The organism is Jiella marina, assembly GCF_024359545.1.
Taxonomy (GTDB): domain Bacteria; phylum Pseudomonadota; class Alphaproteobacteria; order Rhizobiales; family Rhizobiaceae; genus Jiella.
The window spans coordinates 210,192-228,124 of the sequence record NZ_JAKQZG010000008.1 but is presented as its reverse complement, the minus strand read 5'-3'; the positions used below and the strand labels follow the sequence as shown (position 1 = coordinate 228,124).

The window sequence follows — 17,933 nt, the reverse complement described above, 5'->3', positions numbered from 1 at the left end:
CCATATCCCTGGCCGGGCATGCGATTTCGACTTGCGGTTGATCGACAGACCTCGTGTCGACTGCGCCGTTTCATGTCTTGCCGGAAGAGCCAAGCAAGTTTCCTGCCGATCGGCCGAGCGCCCGCCAGCCGGCCGGGTCTGGCTGCCAGACCCTTGATCGAACGGACGACATTTTCGCCCGGTGCATGCTGGTGTGCCGCGCCCGAAATCAGGCCTTGTCGAGACCGTAGACCGAATGGAGCGCGCGCACGGCGAGCTCGGTGTAATCGCCGTCGATCAGGATCGAGATCTTGATCTCGGAGGTGGTGATCGCGCGAATGTTGATGCCGCGGGCCGCCAGCGCCTTGAAGGCCGTCGCGGCGACACCGGTGTGGCTGCGCATGCCGATGCCGATCACCGAGACCTTGGTGAGACCCTGCGAGCTCTGGAGCGCGTCGTAGCGCATCTCGCCCTTGGCCTTTTCCAAGAGCGCCGTCGCCTTGCCGAGGTCACCGGACGGCACGGTGAAGGTCATGTCGGTGGCATCGCCCGATTCGGAAATGTTCTGCACGATCATGTCGACATTGACGCCCGCATCGGCGAGCGGCCCGAAGATCGCTCCGGCGACGCCCGGCCGATCCTCTACCCGGCGCAGGGAAATCTGCGCCTCGTCGCGGGAATAGGCGATACCTGTGACGACCTGCTGTTCCACGATTTCGTCCTCGTCGCAAATGAGCGTGCCCGGCGGATTTTCGAAATCGCCCATGCCGGGGGCATCCGGATCTTCGAAAGAGGAGCGCACGAAGGTGCGCACCTTGTGCACCATGGCGAGTTCCACCGAGCGCACCTGCAGCACCTTGGCGCCGAGCGACGCCATTTCCAGCATCTCCTCGAAGGAGATCTTGGACATGCGCCGCGCCTTGGGTTCGATGCGCGGATCGGTCGTGTAGACGCCGTCGACATCGGTATAGATGTCGCAGCGGTCAGCGCCGATCGCCGCCGCCATCGCCACGGCCGATGTGTCGGAGCCGCCGCGCCCGAGCGTCGCGATGCGGTTGTCCGGCGCTATGCCCTGGAAGCCGGCGACGACCGCGACCTGCTTCTCCTCGTCGAAGCGGCGGACGATATCGTCGGCCTCGATCGCCTGGATGCGGGCGGCGCCGTGGGAACCGTCGGTGCGGATCGGGATCTGCCAGCCCTGCCAGGAGCGGGCGTTGACGCCCATGGCCTGCAGGGTGATCGCCAGAAGGCCGGCCGTCACCTGTTCGCCGGAGGCGACGACGGCGTCGTATTCGCGAGCGTCGTGGATCGGCGAAGCGTTCCGGCACCAGCCGACCAGTTCGTTGGTCTTGCCGGCCATGGCGGAGACGACGACGGCAACGTCGTGGCCGGCATCGACCTCGCGTTTCACGTGCCGGGCGACATTGCGGATGCGGTCAATGTCGCCGACGGACGTTCCGCCGAATTTCAGGACGAGACGGGCCATGGGATACGGTCGTTCAACTCGGGCTCACGCGCCTTGCCGGCACGTCGTGACGTCGATTCGGGATGTGGTAAGGCGGAGACCGCCTGCCATTGGCGCGCGTTCCCTAGCCGATGCGGCGACAAGGCGCAATCTCCGGCCGTGGCGCCGGTGCACCAACCGCCCGTCCTTCCGGACGTATGCCGTGCCGGTTGCGGTCCGGATGGCAACTCATCGGCGCGACGCTCGTCCTTGTGCAAGGCTCGGCTTGACGTGAGCACTCATCACGTAGCGGGCCGCGCGATGACGGGCGACGCGCCGCCAGCGTCCTGCGAAATGCCGCTCGACCCGACAGGCGGCCTCTACGGGCCGGGTCGCGGCATCGTCGAAATCCACGACATGATGCAGGCAGACAAGACGGCCGCCGGGCGCAAGCGCGGCTTCGATGGCGCCAAGACACAGATCGAGGTCGCGCGGCGGGAGATAGTAGAGGATCTCCGAGGCGACGATCATGTCAAACGGCCCACGCGGCATGTCGCCCGGCAGGATGCCGTCCCGAAAACGGATTCGTGCTTGGCCGGCATTCCGTTTTCGCGCGAGCGCGAGAGCGGTGGGCGAAGCGTCCTGCGCGACGAGCCGAAGGGCCAATCGGGAAAGGGCCGCGGTCGTCTCGCCATTGGCGCAGGCGAGTTCCAGGACGCGGCCGTGAATCCTGCCGCCGCATCCGCGCAGGAGCACGCCGCGTTTATGGCGCTCGAAGGGCGAATCCCTGTATCCCCAAGGATCGGGGGCCGCGCGAAACAGGGCTTCGAACCCGTCGACACCGATCACCTGCCGCATGGGCGCAGGAACTTCTCGGTTGGCCCGGTGAGCCTTGCAATCGTCTCGTCGGTCAATCGGAAACCGGCCGGGTCGTCGTCGATCAGCCCGGTGGTCTGCGATCGATGCGCCGCGATGGCGTGCCGTTTGGCTGCAATGCCGGCGGAGATGTCGAAGGTGACCGGTGCCATCTCTCCCGGCTGCGGCTGGTCTTCCTCCGACCCGAGTTCGTCGAGCCAGATCGCATATTCGAGCGAGTCGACCCGCAAGCTTTCCGCCTCGCAGGCCGCGCTGACCAGAAGCCAGGAATCGCGATGGTCGCGATGGGGATCGCGGCGCCAGGGCAGCAGCACCAAATCCGGCTGGAAATCGGCGAGCAGGCGCCGCACACGTGCCATCGATTGCTCCCAGCCAACCGACCCAGCCGGCGGCATGCCGGCATCCGGCAACCCCAGGAAAGTGCGCGGATGGTCGGCGAGACCGAGCCGGGCAAGCGCCTCCGTCGCCTCCGCCTGCCTTTGGGCGGCCAGACGCGCACGCGGCCAGCTTGGCGACGCCCGGTGCGACGCCCCGCCATCGGTGACGAAGAGCGTGTGAAACCACCGCCCCTTCGCTGCGAGCGCCGCCATCAATCCGCCGCAGCCCAACGTTTCGTCGTCAGGATGCGGCGCCACGACGAGGATGCGGCTCGCGGCAATGCTTTCGGGATCGACAGCCTTTGGCGCATGACTCATCGGCCGACCTCGAAATCGCCTTGCAACACGGCCTGCGCAAAAGCCGATAGGGCGCCGTCGGGATTGGGCTGCCTGAGATAGGTCCTGAGATCGGGGATGAGCCGTTCCAGCCGGTGGGGTGCGTTGAAGCCGGCCGCTCCCACTGCCCGTTCGGCTTCCTCGAGAACGGCCATCGCGGATTGCTCGACGACGCTGCGAAAGCCGTTGGCGACCGCGCGCAGAGGGGCCGCTTCGGCGGGCGCACCGCCCGTCGCTTCCGCCGCATCCCAGGCCTCGGCTGCGCGGTCGAGCCAGAGCCTGCAGGACCGCACGGCAAGTCCCATGCGCCCGATCCGGTGAAGCTGATAGGGATTGTCCGCGCGGCCCGTCCGGCGCAGATGATCGACCGTCGCCTGCATCACCGCCTCCATGCCGCCGACGTGAACGGCCGCAAAGCGGATGGCACCGCCGCTGAACCAGGGTTCGCGGATATAGTCGTCGGGCTTGCCGAGGAGAGCAAGCTCGTCGGGAGCGACGTTCGAAAAGCCGACTACATGACTGCCGGATGACTTCATCCCCAAGGGCTTCCACCAGGATCGGTCGATCTCGGCCTTGTCGAGCGGCGCGAGAACCATCTGGCGGCCCGCCGCCAGCGGAACCGTCACGATCGCATAGGACAGCCCGTCGACCCCCGAAGCGAAGTTCTTCCTCCCTTTCAGCCAGCCGGCCTCCAGCAGCAAAGGATCACCCGGCTCGTCGGTATTCCAGACGCCGAAGAGAGCCCCCTCTCCCGCCTCCGTCTCCACCTTTCGCCGGACTTCGGAGGACCCGAAGCGCCTGACGAGATCGAGCGCGTTCACATGCCCTTCGAACAGGCGTCCGACCCCGAGATCACCCCGCCCCACGGCAGCGAGCAGGCGGAGAAGCGAAAGCCCCTGCCCCGTTCCGATGGGCGGTGCCGCGCAGACGCCGGTCTCGCGCAGAAAATCGAAGGCAGCCTGGGGGAAGTCCTCACGGGCTCCGAGAGCTGCCCGTGTTTCGACCTGGCTGGACAGGTTCGCCAGCCACCATGTCTCGTCCGAACGTTCCATGCGGATGCGATCATGCAGCATGGCCGAGACCTTCGTAGAGCGAGAGATGGGCCGTCATTTCACCAATCGCCTCTGCGACGGGCATGGTAGCGGGGGCATCCGGCTCCTCCGGAGCGTAGCGCTCGATCAGCCAGTGGCGGAAACTGCCATCCTGCCTGCGTCGGCACCATTCGGCCGCCGGAAGGCCGAGAAGACTTGCCAAGGCTTGCCCGTCCGCCATCCCTGCGAAATTCGCACTTCGCAGCCAGGACCGCAGCCGCGCGCGAGCGATAACGAGCTTCGGCGACTCGACGAGATGCGGCAGATCCGCATTGGCCATATCGACCCATTGTTTCAGGCAATCGGCCATACCGCCGAGGGCCCGCCCAGCCGTCCGCGCCGAAACCGTCACCTTGACGTCCGGATCATGGCGCAAGCGAAAGCCCGCCGCGCGCAGCTTCGACACGAAAGCGATATCCTCGCGCGTCGGCAAAGCCTCCATGCCGCCGACACGATCGTAGGCGACGGCGCGAAAGGCGAGACTGGCGCCCGTGTGATGACGATGATGGGGCCACGGATCATGAACGATCGGATCGATCAAGGCCGTCAGGCGATCGCAGAGGCGGGCATAGCGTTCATGGTCGCCAGCCCGTGCGACGAAGCGTGGTCCGAGCAGCGCTTCTTCCGCATCGTCCCCGAAAATCGCCCCGCCGACGACGTCCGCACCGGCCTCGATCGCCGCCAGATTGGCCCCAACCCAGTGCTCGTCCGGCCGGGCATCGGCGTCGGTGATCATCATGACGCCCTGTCCGGAAGCCGGCAGCAAGGCGCGCGCGACCTGAAGGCTGAGACGACGCGCCGAACCGACATGCGCGCGATGAGCCGGAAACTCGACCACCACCGCATGAAGCGACAATCCGGGCTGGTCCGCCGCCGCAGCCGCAGCGACCTCGGCGGAACGATCGGTGCAATTGTTGAAGACGAGTACGACGGGGAGCGCACGATCGGCCCCCGCGAGATACCTCTGGCGGCCGAGCGCGCGGAGCAATTCAGCGATGCGCTCCGCTTCGTTTCTCACCGGAATCGCAACGACGGGCAGGAGCTGGCTGCGGCCAAAGGGTGTTGACACCGCCCGTCCACTAAGCGGGAGAGAGCGGACGCTGTCGAAAACTTGAGAAGACACGAGCAGCCCGAAAAGAGTGGAGCAGGAGAGTCCTGGAACGCCGTTTACAAGCAAGCAACGTGCGCGCCCGTTCCCCCGTCTTGCGGACTTTATACTTGGCTGGCTGTCGAAGCGGCCCGATCACCCTCCCGACGCGGCGCACTCCGAGATGCGCGACGCCCGGCCGCGCTTGACTTTGCGGCCGCGCGGCAAACATCCCGCGCGAGATCGCCCAAGACTTATTCCCAGATGAAGACATGGACCGCGATGACCCATCCGCAAGGCAACACGACGATTGACGACGGCGAGATCGAGCGCTTTTCGCGCCTCGCGACGGAATGGTGGAACCCGGCCGGCAAGTTCAAGCCGCTGCACAAGTTCAACCCCGTCCGGCTCGACTATATCCGCAGCGAGATCGCGACGAATTTCGGCCGCGACACGATGCAGCCGAAGCCCTTGGCCGGTCTGTCGATCCTCGACATCGGTTGTGGCGGCGGGCTGATCGCCGAACCGCTCGCCCGCCTCGGTGCGAATGTCGTGGGGGCCGACGCGTCCGAGACCAATATCGAGGTGGCCAAGCTGCATGCCGCCGAGTCGGAGCTCGAAATCGACTATCGCGCCACCACGGCGGAGGACATCGCCGCCGGCGGCGAACGTTTCGACGTGGTTCTGGCGCTCGAGATCGTCGAGCATGTCGCCGATGTCGACCTGTTCCTCACCTCCTGCGCCGAGATGGTGAAGCCGGGCGGGCTTCTCTTCGTCGCCACGATCAACCGCACCTTCAAGGCCCTGAGCTTCGCCATTGTCGGCGCCGAATACGTGCTTGGCTGGCTGCCCAAGGGGACCCATCAGTATTCCAAGCTGGTCCGGCCGGGCGAGATCGAGGCGCCGCTCAAGCGCGCCGGCCTCGCCATGCTCGACGAGACCGGCGTCGTCTACCACCCGCTCGCCGACGAATGGCGTCTCTCGCGCGATCGGGACGTGAACTACATGATGCTCGCGCGCCGACCGGAATATTGAGCTCCGGTCGAATGCTCCCCTCTTCACTCGCCCGTGATCAAGCCCAGCGCAAGCCGGCTCGGCTAGTCTGCTCACGTCGGCGGAAATGGGTGTGAGTGTGCGATAGGGCAGGACCCGGAAAGCGAGGATTTCAATGGTTGCGGCGAACCGAGACAGCATTCCCAATGAGACGACCTGTCCGGTGCCACTTGACCTCCTGGCACGGCTTCTGCGGTCGGAAGAGACCCTGCGCGAGGCGCTGATCAAGGAGATCCCGGGCTACGATCGCGCCCGTCTCGCCTTCTTCTGCTACAATCGCGTGCACTTGCGTGCGCTGGCCTTCCGTATCACGCTTCTCTGCGAATTGAAGGATCTGCGCCTTCTCGCCGGCGTGAAGGGCGACATGCTCTATCAGCAGGCAACGGAATACGGCATCTTCGAAGACCGGGAACTCGAGACACCGCGGCGCCGGGGCGTCACGCTCGCCCGCACGGCACACGGCTGATCACTTTCCCTTGCGCCGGCAGCGGCCCGCGCACATGCGATACGGGCATCGTCGCAAAGCTTCAGACGTCGGTCATGCGCGTACTTACGCGGCGCCAACAAGACGGCGCAAGAGCAGAGCTTGCTCCTCAGGCCCTTCAAGCCCGGCGTCAGCGGATTCGATCGCTCTTTCCGTCAGTTGGGGAGCGCGGCGCCGAAGCAGGTCTCGGGCCGGCATCGGTCGGGCGAAGAGGAAGCCCTGAACCTGGGTGCAGCCCAGGGTCCGAAGGCACGCCAGCTGCTCTTCGGTTTCGACCCCTTCGGCGGTCGTCGCCATGCCGAGATCCCGACCGAGACCAACGATCAGGCGGACGACGGCGAGCGCTTCCGGCCGCACCGCCAGTTCCTGGACGAAGGACTTGTCGATCTTGATCTTGTCGAACGGAAAGCTCCGCAGGCTGGCGAGCGAGGAATAGCCCGTCCCGAAATCGTCCATCGCGATCGCCACGCCCAGCGCCTTGATCTGATGGAGAGTCGCGGTGGTTCTCTCGTCGGGATCCAGAAGAACCGACTCGGTGATCTCCAGTTCCAGGCGCTCGGCCGGCAGACCCGATGCGGCGAGCGCTCCGACGATCGTATTGATCAGGGCCGGATTGCGGAACTGAACGGGCGACAGGTTGATCGAGACCGAAAGGTGGGCCGGCCAGTTCATCGCCTCGGCGCAGGCCTGGCGCAACACCCATTCGCCCAGCGTGCCGATCAGCCCGATGTCCTCGGCGATGGGGATGAATTCGGCGGGCGAGACGGGGCCGCGATCACGATGGGTCCACCTCAGCAAGGCCTCGTAGCCGCAGATTTCGCGGCTCGCCGTGTCCAGGAGCGGCTGGAAGTGGACCTCCATCTCGCCATGCTGAAGAGCCTTGCGCAGGTCGGTTTCGAGCGCCTTTCGGGACTGCAGGCGCTCGTCCATCTCTTCCTCAAAGAAGCGGAAACGACCCTTACCCTCGCCCTTGGCCTGATAGAGCGCAAGATCCGCGTATTTCAGCAACTCGTCAGGGCTCGAAGCCAGCCCTGGATAGTCGGCGATCCCGATGCTGGCGCCGATCGTGATCTCCTGTTCACCCATGAAGTAGGGCCTGCTCAGTTCCGCCACCAATTGTCTGGCGAAGCTTCGCACCTGATCACTCGGACCGGTACACAAGACGGCAAACTCGTCGCCGCCCAACCGAGCGACATGCTCGGTGCTGCCGATGTGGGCCTTCAGCCTTTCGGCGACCATGGTCAGGAGTTCGTCGCCGACCTGGTGGCCCAGGGTATCGTTGACGTCCTTGAACCCGTCCAGATCGACACAACAGACGACCAGATTGGCCGCATGAACGCCAACGGCTTCGAACCTGCGACCGAGCTCTTCCTGGAAGAGGACCCGGTTGGCCAGACCCGTCAGGGCGTCGTGGTGCGCCATATGGGCGATCTGGGCCTCGCTTCGCCGGCGTTCGCTCACATCCTCATAGGTTGCGAGCCAACCTCCATCAGCCAGTGGTTCGTGAGCGACGGCGATCCACTTTTCCGGGCCGGCCGCCTCCACGAAGGCCGCTTTGCGCCGTTCATGCACATAGGTGGCCTGGTGACTGTAGATCTCCTGGAAGGCCGATGGCTGCTGCGCTTTGCCCGAACGGGCGAGAAGCTGTGCCAGCGGCATTCCGGGACGCAGGTCCTCCGACATCCCGGCCAGATCGGCGAAGCGGTGATTGCAGACGACCAGCCGCTCGTCCTTGTCGAAGGTGCAGAGCGCTTGAGACATATTGTCGAGGGCAGCGCCGAAGCGGTCGTTCTGGGCTTGCAGGGCATTCGAGGTCCCCTGCAGATCCGCGGCAAGGCCCCGCAATCTCTGATGAGTGCGACCCAAAAGGCGATTGTGGTGAAGGAGGAGAGCGACGAGAACAAGGCCGCAAACGATCAGACCACCGGCCATTCCGCTGAAGGTCAGATGCAAGCCCTGGAGTTCATCCTTGTACTTCGCCGCATTGCTCGCTGCGACCTGATCGGCGACGGAGGCAAGAGCAGTCAGCTTGCTCCCGAGCGGCGCAAGCGTGGCGAGGATTTTTCCCAGGCTTTGCGGACTGGCATCGCCCTGACTGAGGAAGTCCTCGACCCGGTCGAGGGAGTTTTTCAACTCGCCGAAAATTGCCCGGCGTTGCGCATTCTTGCGAATGAAGTCCCGCGTCGCGCCATTCTCCAGCGTGTCCAGCCGGCCGAACATGATGTCGAGCCGAAGCCGGGCGTCATCCCTACTGACTCCGCTTTCGGGAAGGGCGAGCGCGCTAAGCGTGCTCTCTATCCGCATGAACTCTGAGACGCCCTGACTCAGGGCCCAGGACATGTTGTACCCGGAAAGCTCGTTCAACGTGTTCTGTCGTTCCATGATGAGAAACGACATGTACACGCTGGCAAACATCAATCCGCCAACAATGGACGCAAGCAGCCATTGAACCTTGCGCAGCGATGTTAGAGGCTTCCGGTCCATCTCTACTATTCAACGACAAGCCGGGAAAGCTGCCACGCCGAGCGGGCATAGTAGGTCTGGGTCTGCAGGTCTGCATCGCTGTCGAAGGGGTAGATGATGCACAAGGGCCCTTTGTCCCGGACAGTCATGTAGCGACCATCCCGCTTCAGGGCGATAATCGGGTCGTGACCCGCGTCATCCTTGAGCGGCAGGGTCGTGACGTAGTCGTTCAGGGCCTTGGCGGTCACGTTATCGCCCTTCGCCCCGACCGCTGCCATCAGATCGCTGAACCGAACGCCCTCGAAGACGACCAGATCTTGATACCAAGGCGTATGGGTTTCGATGGTGACGAGGCCGAGCGCCTCCAGCATCGGGCGATCGAACTGGGCCGTCTCGCCGACATTGGTCGATTGAATATTCCCGGAGATCACTAGGATCGGTTCTTCCTGCGGTCCCTGGAGCGGTGCTGCAAGACTGGCGACGACACTGAAAAGCAGGGCGACGATCGCTCCGATCCAGATCCGAAGGTCCATGATACAACTCTTGCTTCGAGACGAAATTCCATGCAGGTGCAAGAGTTGCAGATTCGATCTAACGAGCCGTAAACTCGCAGCGATCAGCTGAACCGCAGTCCGATGCGGCTAATGAAACCTTTCACGTGAGGGCGCTTGGCGCTCGACTGCCGGAGCCAAGTCCGGCAGTCAGCCGTTCGCGTACGACGCCAGCAACACGACGTGGCACCGCCTTGCAGGGGCAAGAATCGGGACTTGGAAATCGACAGGCCGATCGGCGTCAGTTCACGTGCGCCTACTGCTTGTCTTCCGGCAGCGGCACCAGAGGCAGAGCCGCGATCCCCTCCTCGCGCAGGCTTTCGACATCCTTCTTCGAGGCCTCGCCATAGATTTGCCGTGCCTCGGTCTCGCCGTAGTGGATCTTGCGTGCCTCCTCGGCGAAGCTCGAGCCCACGTAATCGGCTTCGGTGCGCACCTTGCGCGACAACTCCTGCAGAACCTTGAAAGCCTGGGCGACAGCGGCGCTGGGCTCCGGCAGGTTGGTGAGAGTCGGCGGCCGCTGCGCCGCCTGAGCCGGAGGGCCGGCGGGGGATGGCACTGTCGGCGGATTATCCTGCGAAGCGGCCGGAGCCACCACCTCATCGATGGCGTCGCGGGCAGAGCCGCCCCTGGCAAGCGCCGGGCGCATCAACGCCTTTTCGATCTGGTGGGAACCGCAGGCAGGGCACTCCACGAGTCCGCGCTCCGACTGTGCCTCGAAATCCGAATTCGAGCGGAACCAGCCATCGAAGCGGTGCCCGGCCTCGCGGCAACGCAGCGCGAAGTGGATCACGAGCCGGCCCCTTCGAGCGCGCCACGAACGCGCACGATCTCCTGTCCATCGCCCACGGCGAAGGGACGCGCATTGCCGAGATTCGGGATCTTGCCTCTCGCTGCCGCCACGGCGGCCGTGTCGATCTCGGCGATGGCGATGCCCGGCTCGTCGCCCTCGACTTCGGCTACGACGCGCCCCCAGGGATCGACGATCAATGAATGCCCGTAGGTCTCGCGCCCGTCCTCGTGCTGCCCGCCCTGAGCCGCGGCAATCACATAGGCGCCGTTCTCGATGGCCCGCGCCCTGAGTAGCACATGCCAGTGCGCCTCGCCGGTCTGGCGTGTGAATGCTGCCGGCACGGTCAGCACCTCGGCCCCGGAGAGCGCCTCTTCCCGGTAGAGATGGGGAAAGCGCACGTCGTAGCAGACCGAAAAGCCGAACCGGGCCGGCCCGCCTGGAAACTGCAGATCGGCGAGACCCGCCGCCTCGCCCGGCCGGTAGGTCCTCGATTCCCGCCAGCTCTCGCCATTGTCGAGATCGACGTCGAACATGTGGATCTTGTCATAGGTCGCGACACGCCGGCCGTCAGGACCAAACAGAAATGCCCGGTTTGCAACCCGTCCGTCGTCCAGCGGCACCGCCGTCGAGCCGATATGGACATGGACATGATCGCGCGCCGCCAGCCGCGAGGCGGCCTTCAACAGCGGATCCGTGTCTTCCGGTACGAGACGCGCCATCAGTTCGGCCCGCTCGCGCTGGACCATGCCGGTCATCTCGGGCGTCTGAACATAGGACGCACCGGCGCCGACGGCCTGTTCCGCCAAGGCCTCGAACGCCGCGACATTCGCCTCCGGCTCGACACCGGAGCGCATCTGCAGGACGGCTGCGCGAAATTTCGTCACGATCGGGTCCCTTCAGGCGGCCAGAAGCGGATCGAGCTTGCCGGCCCGATCGAGAGCGAAGAGTTCGTCGCAGCCGCCGACATGCGTCTCGCCGATGAAGATCTGCGGGAATGTCGAACCACCATTCGCCCGCTCGCGCATTTCCTTGCGCAGATCCGGCGACGAGGTCGCATCCTTCTCGTCATAGGCGACGCCCTTTTGTTCGAGAAGCTGCTTGGCGCGGCTGCAGAAGCCGCAGAACTGTCGCGTATAGATGGTCACGTCGGCCATGGATGATCCCTGGATGCCGTTCTTGGTTAGCAGAGCGATATGGCCTCAAGGACCGCCACCCGCAACCCTGGCAAAGACCAGGACATCGACGTCGCTCGCCCCGGCGCGCTTCAGGGCACGGGTCGCGCTCGCCACCGTGGCGCCGGTCGTGTAGACGTCGTCGACGAGGAGAACGCGCCTGCCCTCGACTTCGCTGCGGCGCTGTTCGCTGACGCGGAAGGCGCCGCGGACGTTGTCCTGGCGCTGCCTCTGGCCGAGCCCGACCTGCGTCTGCGTCGCCTTGATCCGCTCCAGCGCGAGCGGCCGGAACATGACTCCGGACTTCCGTGCGATCGCCCGGCTCAGCTCGGCCGACTGGTTGAACTTGCGCCGCCAGAGACGGCGCGCATGGAGGGGTACGGGCACGATCACGTCCGCATCCGCCAGAAGCTCGGCCCCCGCCCGTTCCATCCAGCCGGCCATGAGCGGCACGAGATCGGTGCGGTCGCCGTATTTCAGCGCGGTCACCAGCCGGGTGGCGAGTTCCTGATAGATCACCGCCGCACGCAGCCGCGCGAAAGGCGGCGGCTCGGCGATCGCTTGCGCCGACAGAAAGCCCTTTCCGAGATCGTAGGAGAAGGGAATCCCCAACACCTCGCAATAGGGCCGTTCGATGAAACGCAGATTGGCCCAGCAATCCGGGCAGACGCTGCCGGCACGCGTCACCGCCGTCTGGCAGCCGGGACAGACGGCCGGGAAGAGCATTCGCCCCAGGGAATTGGCGATCGCCGACGTACCTCGCTTGAACAGGTGCACCCTACCAGCCCGTAACGCAACGACCGGCCGAACCGGTCGGCTCGGGCTCCGGGCCCGAGCGGCCTCTCCGCAACCGCGTGGCGGAAATTCGAAGTTCCAACCACCGGCTCCGGCTTGACAGTAGCCGAGTTCTCGACAGCTACAAGCACCAAAACATTGCGTGACGAAATACGGGAATCGATCCTATTGGCAGACCCTTCGGCCCCATTCGACCGTCGCCTTCTTGACAGGCGCAGAGCCCGCTGGCTGCTGCCCCAGCCGGAACGTGGCGCCGATTTCCTGATTGAGGCCGCGACCAGCGAATTGATCGACCGGCTGTCCATCGTCGAAAGGCATTTCGACGTGGCGGTCGATCTCGCCGGGCATGGCGGCGGGATGGCCACACGGCTCGAGGCGAGCGGTCAGTGCGGCCATGTTCTGCGACTGGAACGCCTGGCTGGCCTCCTGGGTGAGGGCGCGCTCGGCGTCGTTGGTGACGACGAGTTCCTCCCGCTGGCGCCGGGAAGCGCCGATCTCGTGGTCTCGACGATGTCGCTCCAGTTCGTCAACGACGTGCCGGGAGTGCTGGCGCAGATCCGCCGCACGCTGAAACCGGACGGCCTGTTCCTCGCCGCCTTTCTCGGTGGCGATACGTTGCACGAACTGCGCGCCGCCCTGATCCAGGCGGAAGCCGAGTCCACTGGCGGCGCCTCGCCCCGTGTTCTTCCGTTTATCGACGTGCGCGAGGCCGGAGCACTGCTGCAACGCGCCGGCTTCGCCCTGCCCGTGACTGATCTCGACCGGCTGACCGTGCGATACGACAATCTCTTCGCGCTCGCCCGCGACCTGCGTCAGATGGGCGCGGCCAACATGCTCCATCAGCGTTCACGACGTCCCGCGAGCCGGGCGATGTTCCTGCGGGCGGCGGAAGTCTACGCGGAGCGCTTCGCCGATCCCGACGGGCGTATCCGCGCGACTTTCGACATCATCTATCTGTCAGGCTGGTGTCCGCATGAGAGCCAGCAGAAGCCGCTGCGCCCCGGCAGCGCGAAACACAGCCTCGCCGAAGCGCTCAAGGATCGATCCGGCTCGCTGTCCTGAAAATGCCGGACGCAAGCAGGCCAGCACCTCGCCTATGATTTGGGCTTCAAAGAAGGCGCGAGGTCGCTGAAACTCGATGAAAGCCCCGGACCGATCAACTGTACCGACCCCACGAGAGCGATCCCGATCAGCATTGCGATGACCGCGTACTCGATCGCCGTGGCGCCGGACCGGGACTGATGGAATCGTTCAAATTCGCCCAGAGCGGCGCTACGAAGCCGTCTTGCCGCTGGCGTCATCAACATGCCCCTCGCTTGGAACCGTCGGGAAAGAGGATGCAGGGTTCGCTGCCCATGGGCTGGAGCACGCTACGCCGGATCGTGTATTGGCGCGGCGCGTCGATCGAACCCGTCGCCATCATGTCGAGTTCCGGCACCTGCGAGGCGACGAGAGCGTCGGAGCCGCGATCGGCAAGCGGCACGGCGAGAAGGGCAAGCCCGGCGACCGCGATGGTGGCGAGCAGGGCCACACGCAAAGGACCGCGCCCGAAGCCCCTCAGGCGGGGCGGCAGGTCGCCGTCATAACCGGCATCCTCGTCGGTGCTGTGTGCCTCGCCCATGGTTCTTCGCCTCGAACTTACCTCACGGCATGATCCCAGCAAAGTTTGAAGAACTCATTAAGCGCGAGACGGGGATGCCGATCATCCGCCTCCCTGAACATGCGACATCTTGTCGGAAATGGACCGCGTATCGCGGCCTACAGCAGGTCGATCAGATGCGCGATCAGGGGCGCGTCGGCGGGCGGCATGGGATAGTCGCGCAGAGCCTTGGCCCGCACCCATTTCAGCGCCTGGCCTTCCTTCGCCTGCGGCACGCCGCTGAAGCGTCGGCAGACGAAGAGCGGCATCAGAAGGTGGAAGTCGTCATAGGCATGGCTGGCGAAGGTCAGCGGCGCCAGGCAGGGCGCCTGGGTGGTGACGCCCAACTCTTCGGCGAGTTCGCGGATGAGCGCGTCCTCCGGCGTTTCGCCGGCTTCGATCTTGCCGCCGGGAAACTCCCACAGACCCGCCATGGCCTTGCCTTCAGGACGCTGGGCGATCAGAACGCGGCCGTCGGCATCGACGAGCGCACAGGCCACCACCAGTAGGAGGCGTTTTTCGGAGCCGCTCATTGCGCCTCCCCGGGCGGCGCACGGTAGACGTAGCGATAGGCTTCCCGAAATCCGATCCGCTCGTAGAGCGACAGGCCGGCTTCATTATCGGCCTCCACCTGCACCCATCCGGACTTGGCGCCCTTGTGCATGGAATAGCGCAAGGCGGTGGAGACGAGATCGCGCCCGATGCCCTGTCGCTGATGATCCGGCGCCACCGCCACGTCGAGGAGACCGGCAAGGTCATTGTCCTGAATCGCGAGGGCCACCGCGATCGGAACGCAATCATCGTTCTCGCGCACGAACATGCCGCAAGGCGGGCGGATGGACTGCATGATCTCGGCAAGGCCCGAGCGCATGCTGGCCGGCCGCTGGTGCACGGCGAGGCTTGCCGTGACATAGCGAGCGGGATCGCGGATCGGGATCCGCTCGAGCGCGCCCGAGAGATCGACCTTGCCGAGATCGCAGGTCATGACAATGGATTCGGCAAAGCGCGACCAACCCTCGCCGTCGAGATGCTCGACGAGGGCGGGCGGCGCCAGCGGCGATTGCCGCACGATGACCGACCGGCCGTTCTCGGCGAAGGTGCGCCGCGCGCGGCGCAGCCGCTCGGGAATGTCGGCCGTATCCGATGGATCGAGCGGGTTGATGGAATTCAGCCGCTTGGCCGGAAAGGACCGCGTCAGCCGCACCGCCCAGGTGCCGTCAAAGAAGGTCTGGGTCGCAGGCCAGGCGCGAAAGCCCGCCGCTTCGAGGCGGCGGACGACGGCGAACTGCTTCAGTTTCTCAGCTTCGGTAATCGCCATTGATCGCGACATACTCCTTGGTGAGATCGCAGCTGTAGACGGTCCAGCGGCCGTCGCCGAGGCCGAGATCGACCCGGATCGGGATTTCGGGCCGGCGCATCACCGTCGAAGCCGCCTCTTCGGAATAGGCCGGGTCACGCTCGCCCTCGACCGCGACCCGGACGTCACCGAAATGGATGGCGAGCCGGTCCCGGTCGGCCTCCTCGCCGGCCTTGCCGACCGCCATGACGACGCGGCCCCAATTGGCATCCTCGCCGGCGACGGCCGTCTTCACCAGCGGCGAATTGGCGATCGACAGCGCGATACGCTTGGCACTCAGATCGCTGACCGCCCCCTCCACCGTGACCTGGATCTCCTTGCGCGCGCCCTCTCCGTCGCGCGCCACCTGCCGGGCGAGATCGAGAAGAAGCGCCGACAGGGCGGCCTTGAAAGCGTCAAGCCGCGGATCCTGCGCGTCGGAAATCTCCGGACAGCCACGTTCGACCGCCGCTCCCGTCGCAAAGAAAAGCAGCGTGTCGGAGGTGGAGGTGTCGCTGTCCACCGTCACCGAATTGAAGCTCGGCTCGACAGCATCACGGAGCATCGCCTGCAGCGCGGGGGCTGCGATCGGCGCATCCGTCGCCAGGAAGGAAAGCATCGTCGCCATGTCCGGCGCGATCATGCCGGCGCCCTTGGCGATGCCGTTGATCGTGACCTCGACACCGTCGATCGAGACCGTGCGGGTCGAGAGCTTCGGATAGGTGTCGGTGGTCATGATCGCATCGGCGGCCTCGCGCCAGCGATCGGCTCCGGCTTCACCCGCCAGTGCATCGAGGAGATGGGCAAAGCGCCCCGCATCGAGGGGCTCACCGATAACGCCGGTGGAGGCGAGAAACACCTCTTCCGAGGCGCAGCCGACGGCCTTCGCCGTTGCTTGCGCGGTCATGGCCGTCGCCTCGCGGCCCCGCCGGCCGGTAAAGGCATTGGCGTTGCCGGAATTGACGACGAGCGCCCGGGCGCTCCCGCCGCCAAGATTCGCCCGGCAGAAATCCACCGGTGCCGAGGGACATTTCGACCGGGTGAAGACACCGGCGACCGCCGCCGGCCGATCGAAGACCATCATCAGGAGATCGGTGCGGTTCTTGTACTTTATCCCCGCCGCAGCCGTCGCGATGCGAAGGCCGGCAATGGCGGGGAGAGTTGCCAACTCGGCCGGCGCGAGGGGCGAGACGGCATGCGACATCGCAGTGATCTCCGAGATTGGGGCCGCAGTCAGAAGCGTGTCCGCAACATGGCGGACACCTTCGCCATGCTCAGTTGTTCGACTCGCCGCTCGCGGGGTTGCCCGCCTCCAGCGCCTTTTCGATGTCTTCCACCTGCTGCTTGATGGCGGTGTCGACATATTCGACGCCGAGTTCGCCGCGCGCCTTGCCGACCATGTCCATATAGCGTTCGCGCAGGACGAGCTGGCGCAGCTGATCCTTCACCTGATCGAAGCTCGGCGGCGTCGCGTCACGCTTTTCCTCGACCTTGATCACGTGCCAGCCGAACTGGGTCTGGACCGGCTCCTGGCTGACCTCGCCAGGTTCGAGGGCAAAGGCGGCCTTTTCGAACTCAGGCACCATCTGGCCTTGGCCGAAGAAGCCGAGATCGCCGCCCTCGGGTCCGGAGGGACCCGTCGACTTCTCCTTGGCGACCGCCTCGAAATCAGCGCCACCATTCAGCTCTTCGATGACCGCCTTGGCCTCTTCCTCGGTCTTGACCAGGATGTGGCGGGCATGGACCTCCTGCCGGGCCGGCATCGCCGCGATTTCCTTGTCGTAGCGTGCCTGCAAGTCCTCGTCCGTGACGGCGCCGGCACCATTCTCGGCGAAGTAGGCGTTGTGCAGGGCGCGATCGCGCTCGAAGTCCAGACGCGCAGCGACCTCCGGCTGTTCAGCGAGGCCCGAATTCTTGGCCTCCTGCGCAAGCGCCTTGATGTCGATCAGGGCCGAGAGAACGGCAAAGCGCCGGCGCTCTTCGGGCAGGTTCTGGAACTGGGCGCCGAGTTCGCTTTGGGCGGCATCCAGCTCGGCTTCGGTGACCTCGGCGTCGCCGATCTTGGCGATGACGTCGTCGGGGGCGGCAAAGGCGCTGCCTGCCATCAGACATGTGGCCGTAAGGACGCCCGCCGTCAGGACGGCGTGAAGCTTTCTGATCATCAAGACGCTTCCTTCCAATGAGTTCTTGCGCGGCGGCTCTGCCGCCTCCGGGGCCCCTGCCCCTTTTCGATGCGAGGTCAGGCCATTCGACGCCAAACGTGCCGAAATTAAGGGGAATGCCGCCGCCGTTGACATCGGTTTCCCCCCCTCTTATCTCTCGCGCCAACTGAAAGTCCAGCCGCCTTCCATCGAGATCGGAGGCTCCCGACATCACCCGGATCGATCATGCCTTGGGTCGGCTGGGGCAAGATCGACCGGGCCATGATCGAGGGGAACCGCGGCCGCGGTCGGCAGC

20 protein-coding genes and 1 pseudogene are annotated in these 17,933 nt (G+C 65.3%); 3 read left to right on the top strand and 18 right to left on the bottom strand.

Features of this window, described 5'->3' with window-relative positions; translation table 11 throughout:
* Positions 1 to 208: 208 nt before the first annotated feature.
* The 6 genes and pseudogenes from MF134_RS15260 to MF134_RS24210 all read right to left on the bottom strand — a co-directional run.
* Positions 209 to 1,465, bottom strand: coding sequence for an aspartate kinase (locus tag MF134_RS15260; protein ID WP_255340318.1), 1,257 nt, complete (start codon positions 1,463 to 1,465; stop codon positions 209 to 211).
* Between the two features lie 207 nt (positions 1,466 to 1,672).
* Entirely contained in the window at positions 1,673 to 2,281 is a 609-nt protein-coding gene (locus tag MF134_RS15255; protein ID WP_255340317.1) for a class I SAM-dependent methyltransferase, read from the bottom strand.
* A complete protein-coding gene (locus tag MF134_RS15250; protein ID WP_255340316.1) occupies positions 2,269 to 2,994 on the bottom strand; it encodes a PIG-L deacetylase family protein in 726 nt (241 codons plus the stop codon). Before MF134_RS15250 ends, MF134_RS15255 begins: the two co-directional genes overlap by 13 nt.
* Positions 2,991 to 4,085, bottom strand: coding sequence for an acyl-CoA dehydrogenase family protein (locus MF134_RS15245; RefSeq protein WP_255340315.1), 1,095 nt, complete (start codon positions 4,083 to 4,085; stop codon positions 2,991 to 2,993). The genes MF134_RS15250 and MF134_RS15245 overlap by 4 nt, the downstream gene beginning before the upstream one ends.
* The gene (locus MF134_RS15240) at positions 4,075 to 4,266 is read right to left on the bottom strand and encodes a hypothetical protein (protein ID WP_255340314.1); all 192 of its coding nucleotides are present in this window, start codon (positions 4,264 to 4,266) and stop codon (positions 4,075 to 4,077) included. Before MF134_RS15240 ends, MF134_RS15245 begins: the two co-directional genes overlap by 11 nt.
* Before the next feature lie 498 nt (positions 4,267 to 4,764).
* Positions 4,765 to 5,121: pseudogene (locus tag MF134_RS24210) on the bottom strand (glycosyltransferase); the annotation flags it as partial.
* A 333-nt stretch (positions 5,122 to 5,454) separates the two neighbouring features.
* Here MF134_RS24210 and ubiG point away from each other — a divergent pair.
* Positions 5,455 to 6,225, top strand: coding sequence for a bifunctional 2-polyprenyl-6-hydroxyphenol methylase/3-demethylubiquinol 3-O-methyltransferase UbiG (gene ubiG / locus MF134_RS15230; RefSeq protein WP_457590004.1), 771 nt, complete (start codon positions 5,455 to 5,457; stop codon positions 6,223 to 6,225).
* Between the two features lie 181 nt (positions 6,226 to 6,406).
* Entirely contained in the window at positions 6,407 to 6,709 is a 303-nt protein-coding gene (locus MF134_RS15225; RefSeq protein ID WP_255340312.1) for a hypothetical protein, read from the top strand.
* 84 nt (positions 6,710 to 6,793) lie between these two features.
* On the opposite strand, the gene MF134_RS15220 is transcribed toward MF134_RS15225, so the two are convergent.
* The 6 genes from MF134_RS15220 to MF134_RS15195 all read right to left on the bottom strand — a co-directional run bounded on the left by MF134_RS15220 (position 6,794) and on the right by MF134_RS15195 (position 12,432).
* Positions 6,794 to 9,142: a putative bifunctional diguanylate cyclase/phosphodiesterase gene (locus MF134_RS15220; RefSeq protein WP_255340311.1), complete on the bottom strand. Its 2,349-nt coding sequence runs from the start codon at positions 9,140 to 9,142 to the stop codon at positions 6,794 to 6,796.
* Positions 9,143 to 9,216: 74 nt separating this feature from the next.
* Positions 9,217 to 9,723, bottom strand: a complete 507-nt coding sequence (locus MF134_RS15215; RefSeq protein WP_255340310.1) for an oxidoreductase — start codon at positions 9,721 to 9,723, stop codon at positions 9,217 to 9,219.
* 274 nt (positions 9,724 to 9,997) lie between these two features.
* Complete coding sequence (locus MF134_RS15210) at positions 9,998 to 10,534, bottom strand: DUF1178 family protein (RefSeq protein ID WP_255340309.1); 537 nt, start codon at positions 10,532 to 10,534, stop codon at positions 9,998 to 10,000.
* Positions 10,531 to 11,418 (bottom strand): carbon-nitrogen hydrolase family protein, encoded by an 888-nt coding sequence (locus MF134_RS15205; protein ID WP_255340308.1) that lies wholly within the window; start codon positions 11,416 to 11,418, stop codon positions 10,531 to 10,533. The genes MF134_RS15210 and MF134_RS15205 overlap by 4 nt, the downstream gene beginning before the upstream one ends.
* Positions 11,419 to 11,430: 12 nt before the next feature.
* A complete protein-coding gene (grxC, locus tag MF134_RS15200) occupies positions 11,431 to 11,688 on the bottom strand; it encodes a glutaredoxin 3 (protein WP_255340307.1) in 258 nt (85 codons plus the stop codon).
* A 45-nt stretch (positions 11,689 to 11,733) separates the two neighbouring features.
* The gene (locus tag MF134_RS15195) at positions 11,734 to 12,432 is read right to left on the bottom strand and encodes a ComF family protein (RefSeq protein ID WP_255340347.1); all 699 of its coding nucleotides are present in this window, start codon (positions 12,430 to 12,432) and stop codon (positions 11,734 to 11,736) included.
* A gap of 237 nt (positions 12,433 to 12,669) precedes the next feature.
* On the opposite strand from MF134_RS15195, the gene MF134_RS15190 reads away from it, so the two are divergent.
* Positions 12,670 to 13,563 carry a methyltransferase domain-containing protein gene (locus MF134_RS15190; RefSeq protein WP_255340306.1) on the top strand — a complete coding sequence of 298 codons (894 nt, stop codon included), beginning with the start codon at positions 12,670 to 12,672 and terminating at the stop codon, positions 13,561 to 13,563.
* Between the two features lie 32 nt (positions 13,564 to 13,595).
* Here MF134_RS15190 and MF134_RS15185 read toward each other — a convergent pair whose 3' ends face one another.
* The 6 genes from MF134_RS15185 to MF134_RS15160 form a co-directional block, all read right to left on the bottom strand.
* Positions 13,596 to 13,802, bottom strand: coding sequence for a Flp family type IVb pilin (locus tag MF134_RS15185; protein WP_255340305.1), 207 nt, complete (start codon positions 13,800 to 13,802; stop codon positions 13,596 to 13,598).
* Positions 13,802 to 14,122, bottom strand: coding sequence for a hypothetical protein (locus MF134_RS15180; protein WP_255340304.1), 321 nt, complete (start codon positions 14,120 to 14,122; stop codon positions 13,802 to 13,804). The genes MF134_RS15185 and MF134_RS15180 overlap by 1 nt, the downstream gene beginning before the upstream one ends.
* Before the next feature lie 137 nt (positions 14,123 to 14,259).
* Complete coding sequence (mutT, locus tag MF134_RS15175; RefSeq protein WP_255340303.1) at positions 14,260 to 14,673, bottom strand: 8-oxo-dGTP diphosphatase MutT; 414 nt, start codon at positions 14,671 to 14,673, stop codon at positions 14,260 to 14,262.
* Complete coding sequence (locus MF134_RS15170) at positions 14,670 to 15,470, bottom strand: GNAT family N-acetyltransferase (protein ID WP_457590003.1); 801 nt, start codon at positions 15,468 to 15,470, stop codon at positions 14,670 to 14,672. The genes mutT and MF134_RS15170 overlap by 4 nt, the downstream gene beginning before the upstream one ends.
* Complete coding sequence (gene argJ / locus MF134_RS15165; RefSeq protein WP_255340301.1) at positions 15,439 to 16,680, bottom strand: bifunctional glutamate N-acetyltransferase/amino-acid acetyltransferase ArgJ; 1,242 nt, start codon at positions 16,678 to 16,680, stop codon at positions 15,439 to 15,441. The genes MF134_RS15170 and argJ overlap by 32 nt, the downstream gene beginning before the upstream one ends.
* Before the next feature lie 70 nt (positions 16,681 to 16,750).
* Entirely contained in the window at positions 16,751 to 17,638 is an 888-nt protein-coding gene (locus tag MF134_RS15160) for a peptidylprolyl isomerase (protein ID WP_255340300.1), read from the bottom strand.
* Positions 17,639 to 17,933 lie beyond the last annotated feature (295 nt).

Coding starts and splice junctions, on each gene's coding strand:
- MF134_RS15260 (WP_255340318.1), bottom strand. CDS start 1,465: ATGGCCCGTCTCGTCCTGAAATTCGGCGGAACGTCCGTCGGCGACATT.
- MF134_RS15255 (WP_255340317.1), bottom strand. CDS start 2,281: ATGCGGCAGGTGATCGGTGTCGACGGGTTCGAAGCCCTGTTTCGCGCG.
- MF134_RS15250 (WP_255340316.1), bottom strand. CDS start 2,994: ATGAGTCATGCGCCAAAGGCTGTCGATCCCGAAAGCATTGCCGCGAGC.
- MF134_RS15245 (WP_255340315.1), bottom strand. CDS start 4,085: ATGCTGCATGATCGCATCCGCATGGAACGTTCGGACGAGACATGGTGG.
- ubiG (WP_457590004.1), top strand. CDS start 5,455: ATGAAGACATGGACCGCGATGACCCATCCGCAAGGCAACACGACGATT.
- MF134_RS15220 (WP_255340311.1), bottom strand. CDS start 9,142: ATGTTTGCCAGCGTGTACATGTCGTTTCTCATCATGGAACGACAGAAC.
- MF134_RS15215 (WP_255340310.1), bottom strand. CDS start 9,723: ATGGACCTTCGGATCTGGATCGGAGCGATCGTCGCCCTGCTTTTCAGT.
- grxC (WP_255340307.1), bottom strand. CDS start 11,688: ATGGCCGACGTGACCATCTATACGCGACAGTTCTGCGGCTTCTGCAGC.
- MF134_RS15195 (WP_255340347.1), bottom strand. CDS start 12,432: ATGCTCTTCCCGGCCGTCTGTCCCGGCTGCCAGACGGCGGTGACGCGT.
- MF134_RS15185 (WP_255340305.1), bottom strand. CDS start 13,802: ATGACGCCAGCGGCAAGACGGCTTCGTAGCGCCGCTCTGGGCGAATTT.
- MF134_RS15180 (WP_255340304.1), bottom strand. CDS start 14,122: ATGGGCGAGGCACACAGCACCGACGAGGATGCCGGTTATGACGGCGAC.
- mutT (WP_255340303.1), bottom strand. CDS start 14,673: ATGAGCGGCTCCGAAAAACGCCTCCTACTGGTGGTGGCCTGTGCGCTC.
- MF134_RS15170 (WP_457590003.1), bottom strand. CDS start 15,470: ATGTCGCGATCAATGGCGATTACCGAAGCTGAGAAACTGAAGCAGTTC.
- argJ (WP_255340301.1), bottom strand. CDS start 16,680: ATGTCGCATGCCGTCTCGCCCCTCGCGCCGGCCGAGTTGGCAACTCTC.
- MF134_RS15160 (WP_255340300.1), bottom strand. CDS start 17,638: ATGATCAGAAAGCTTCACGCCGTCCTGACGGCGGGCGTCCTTACGGCC.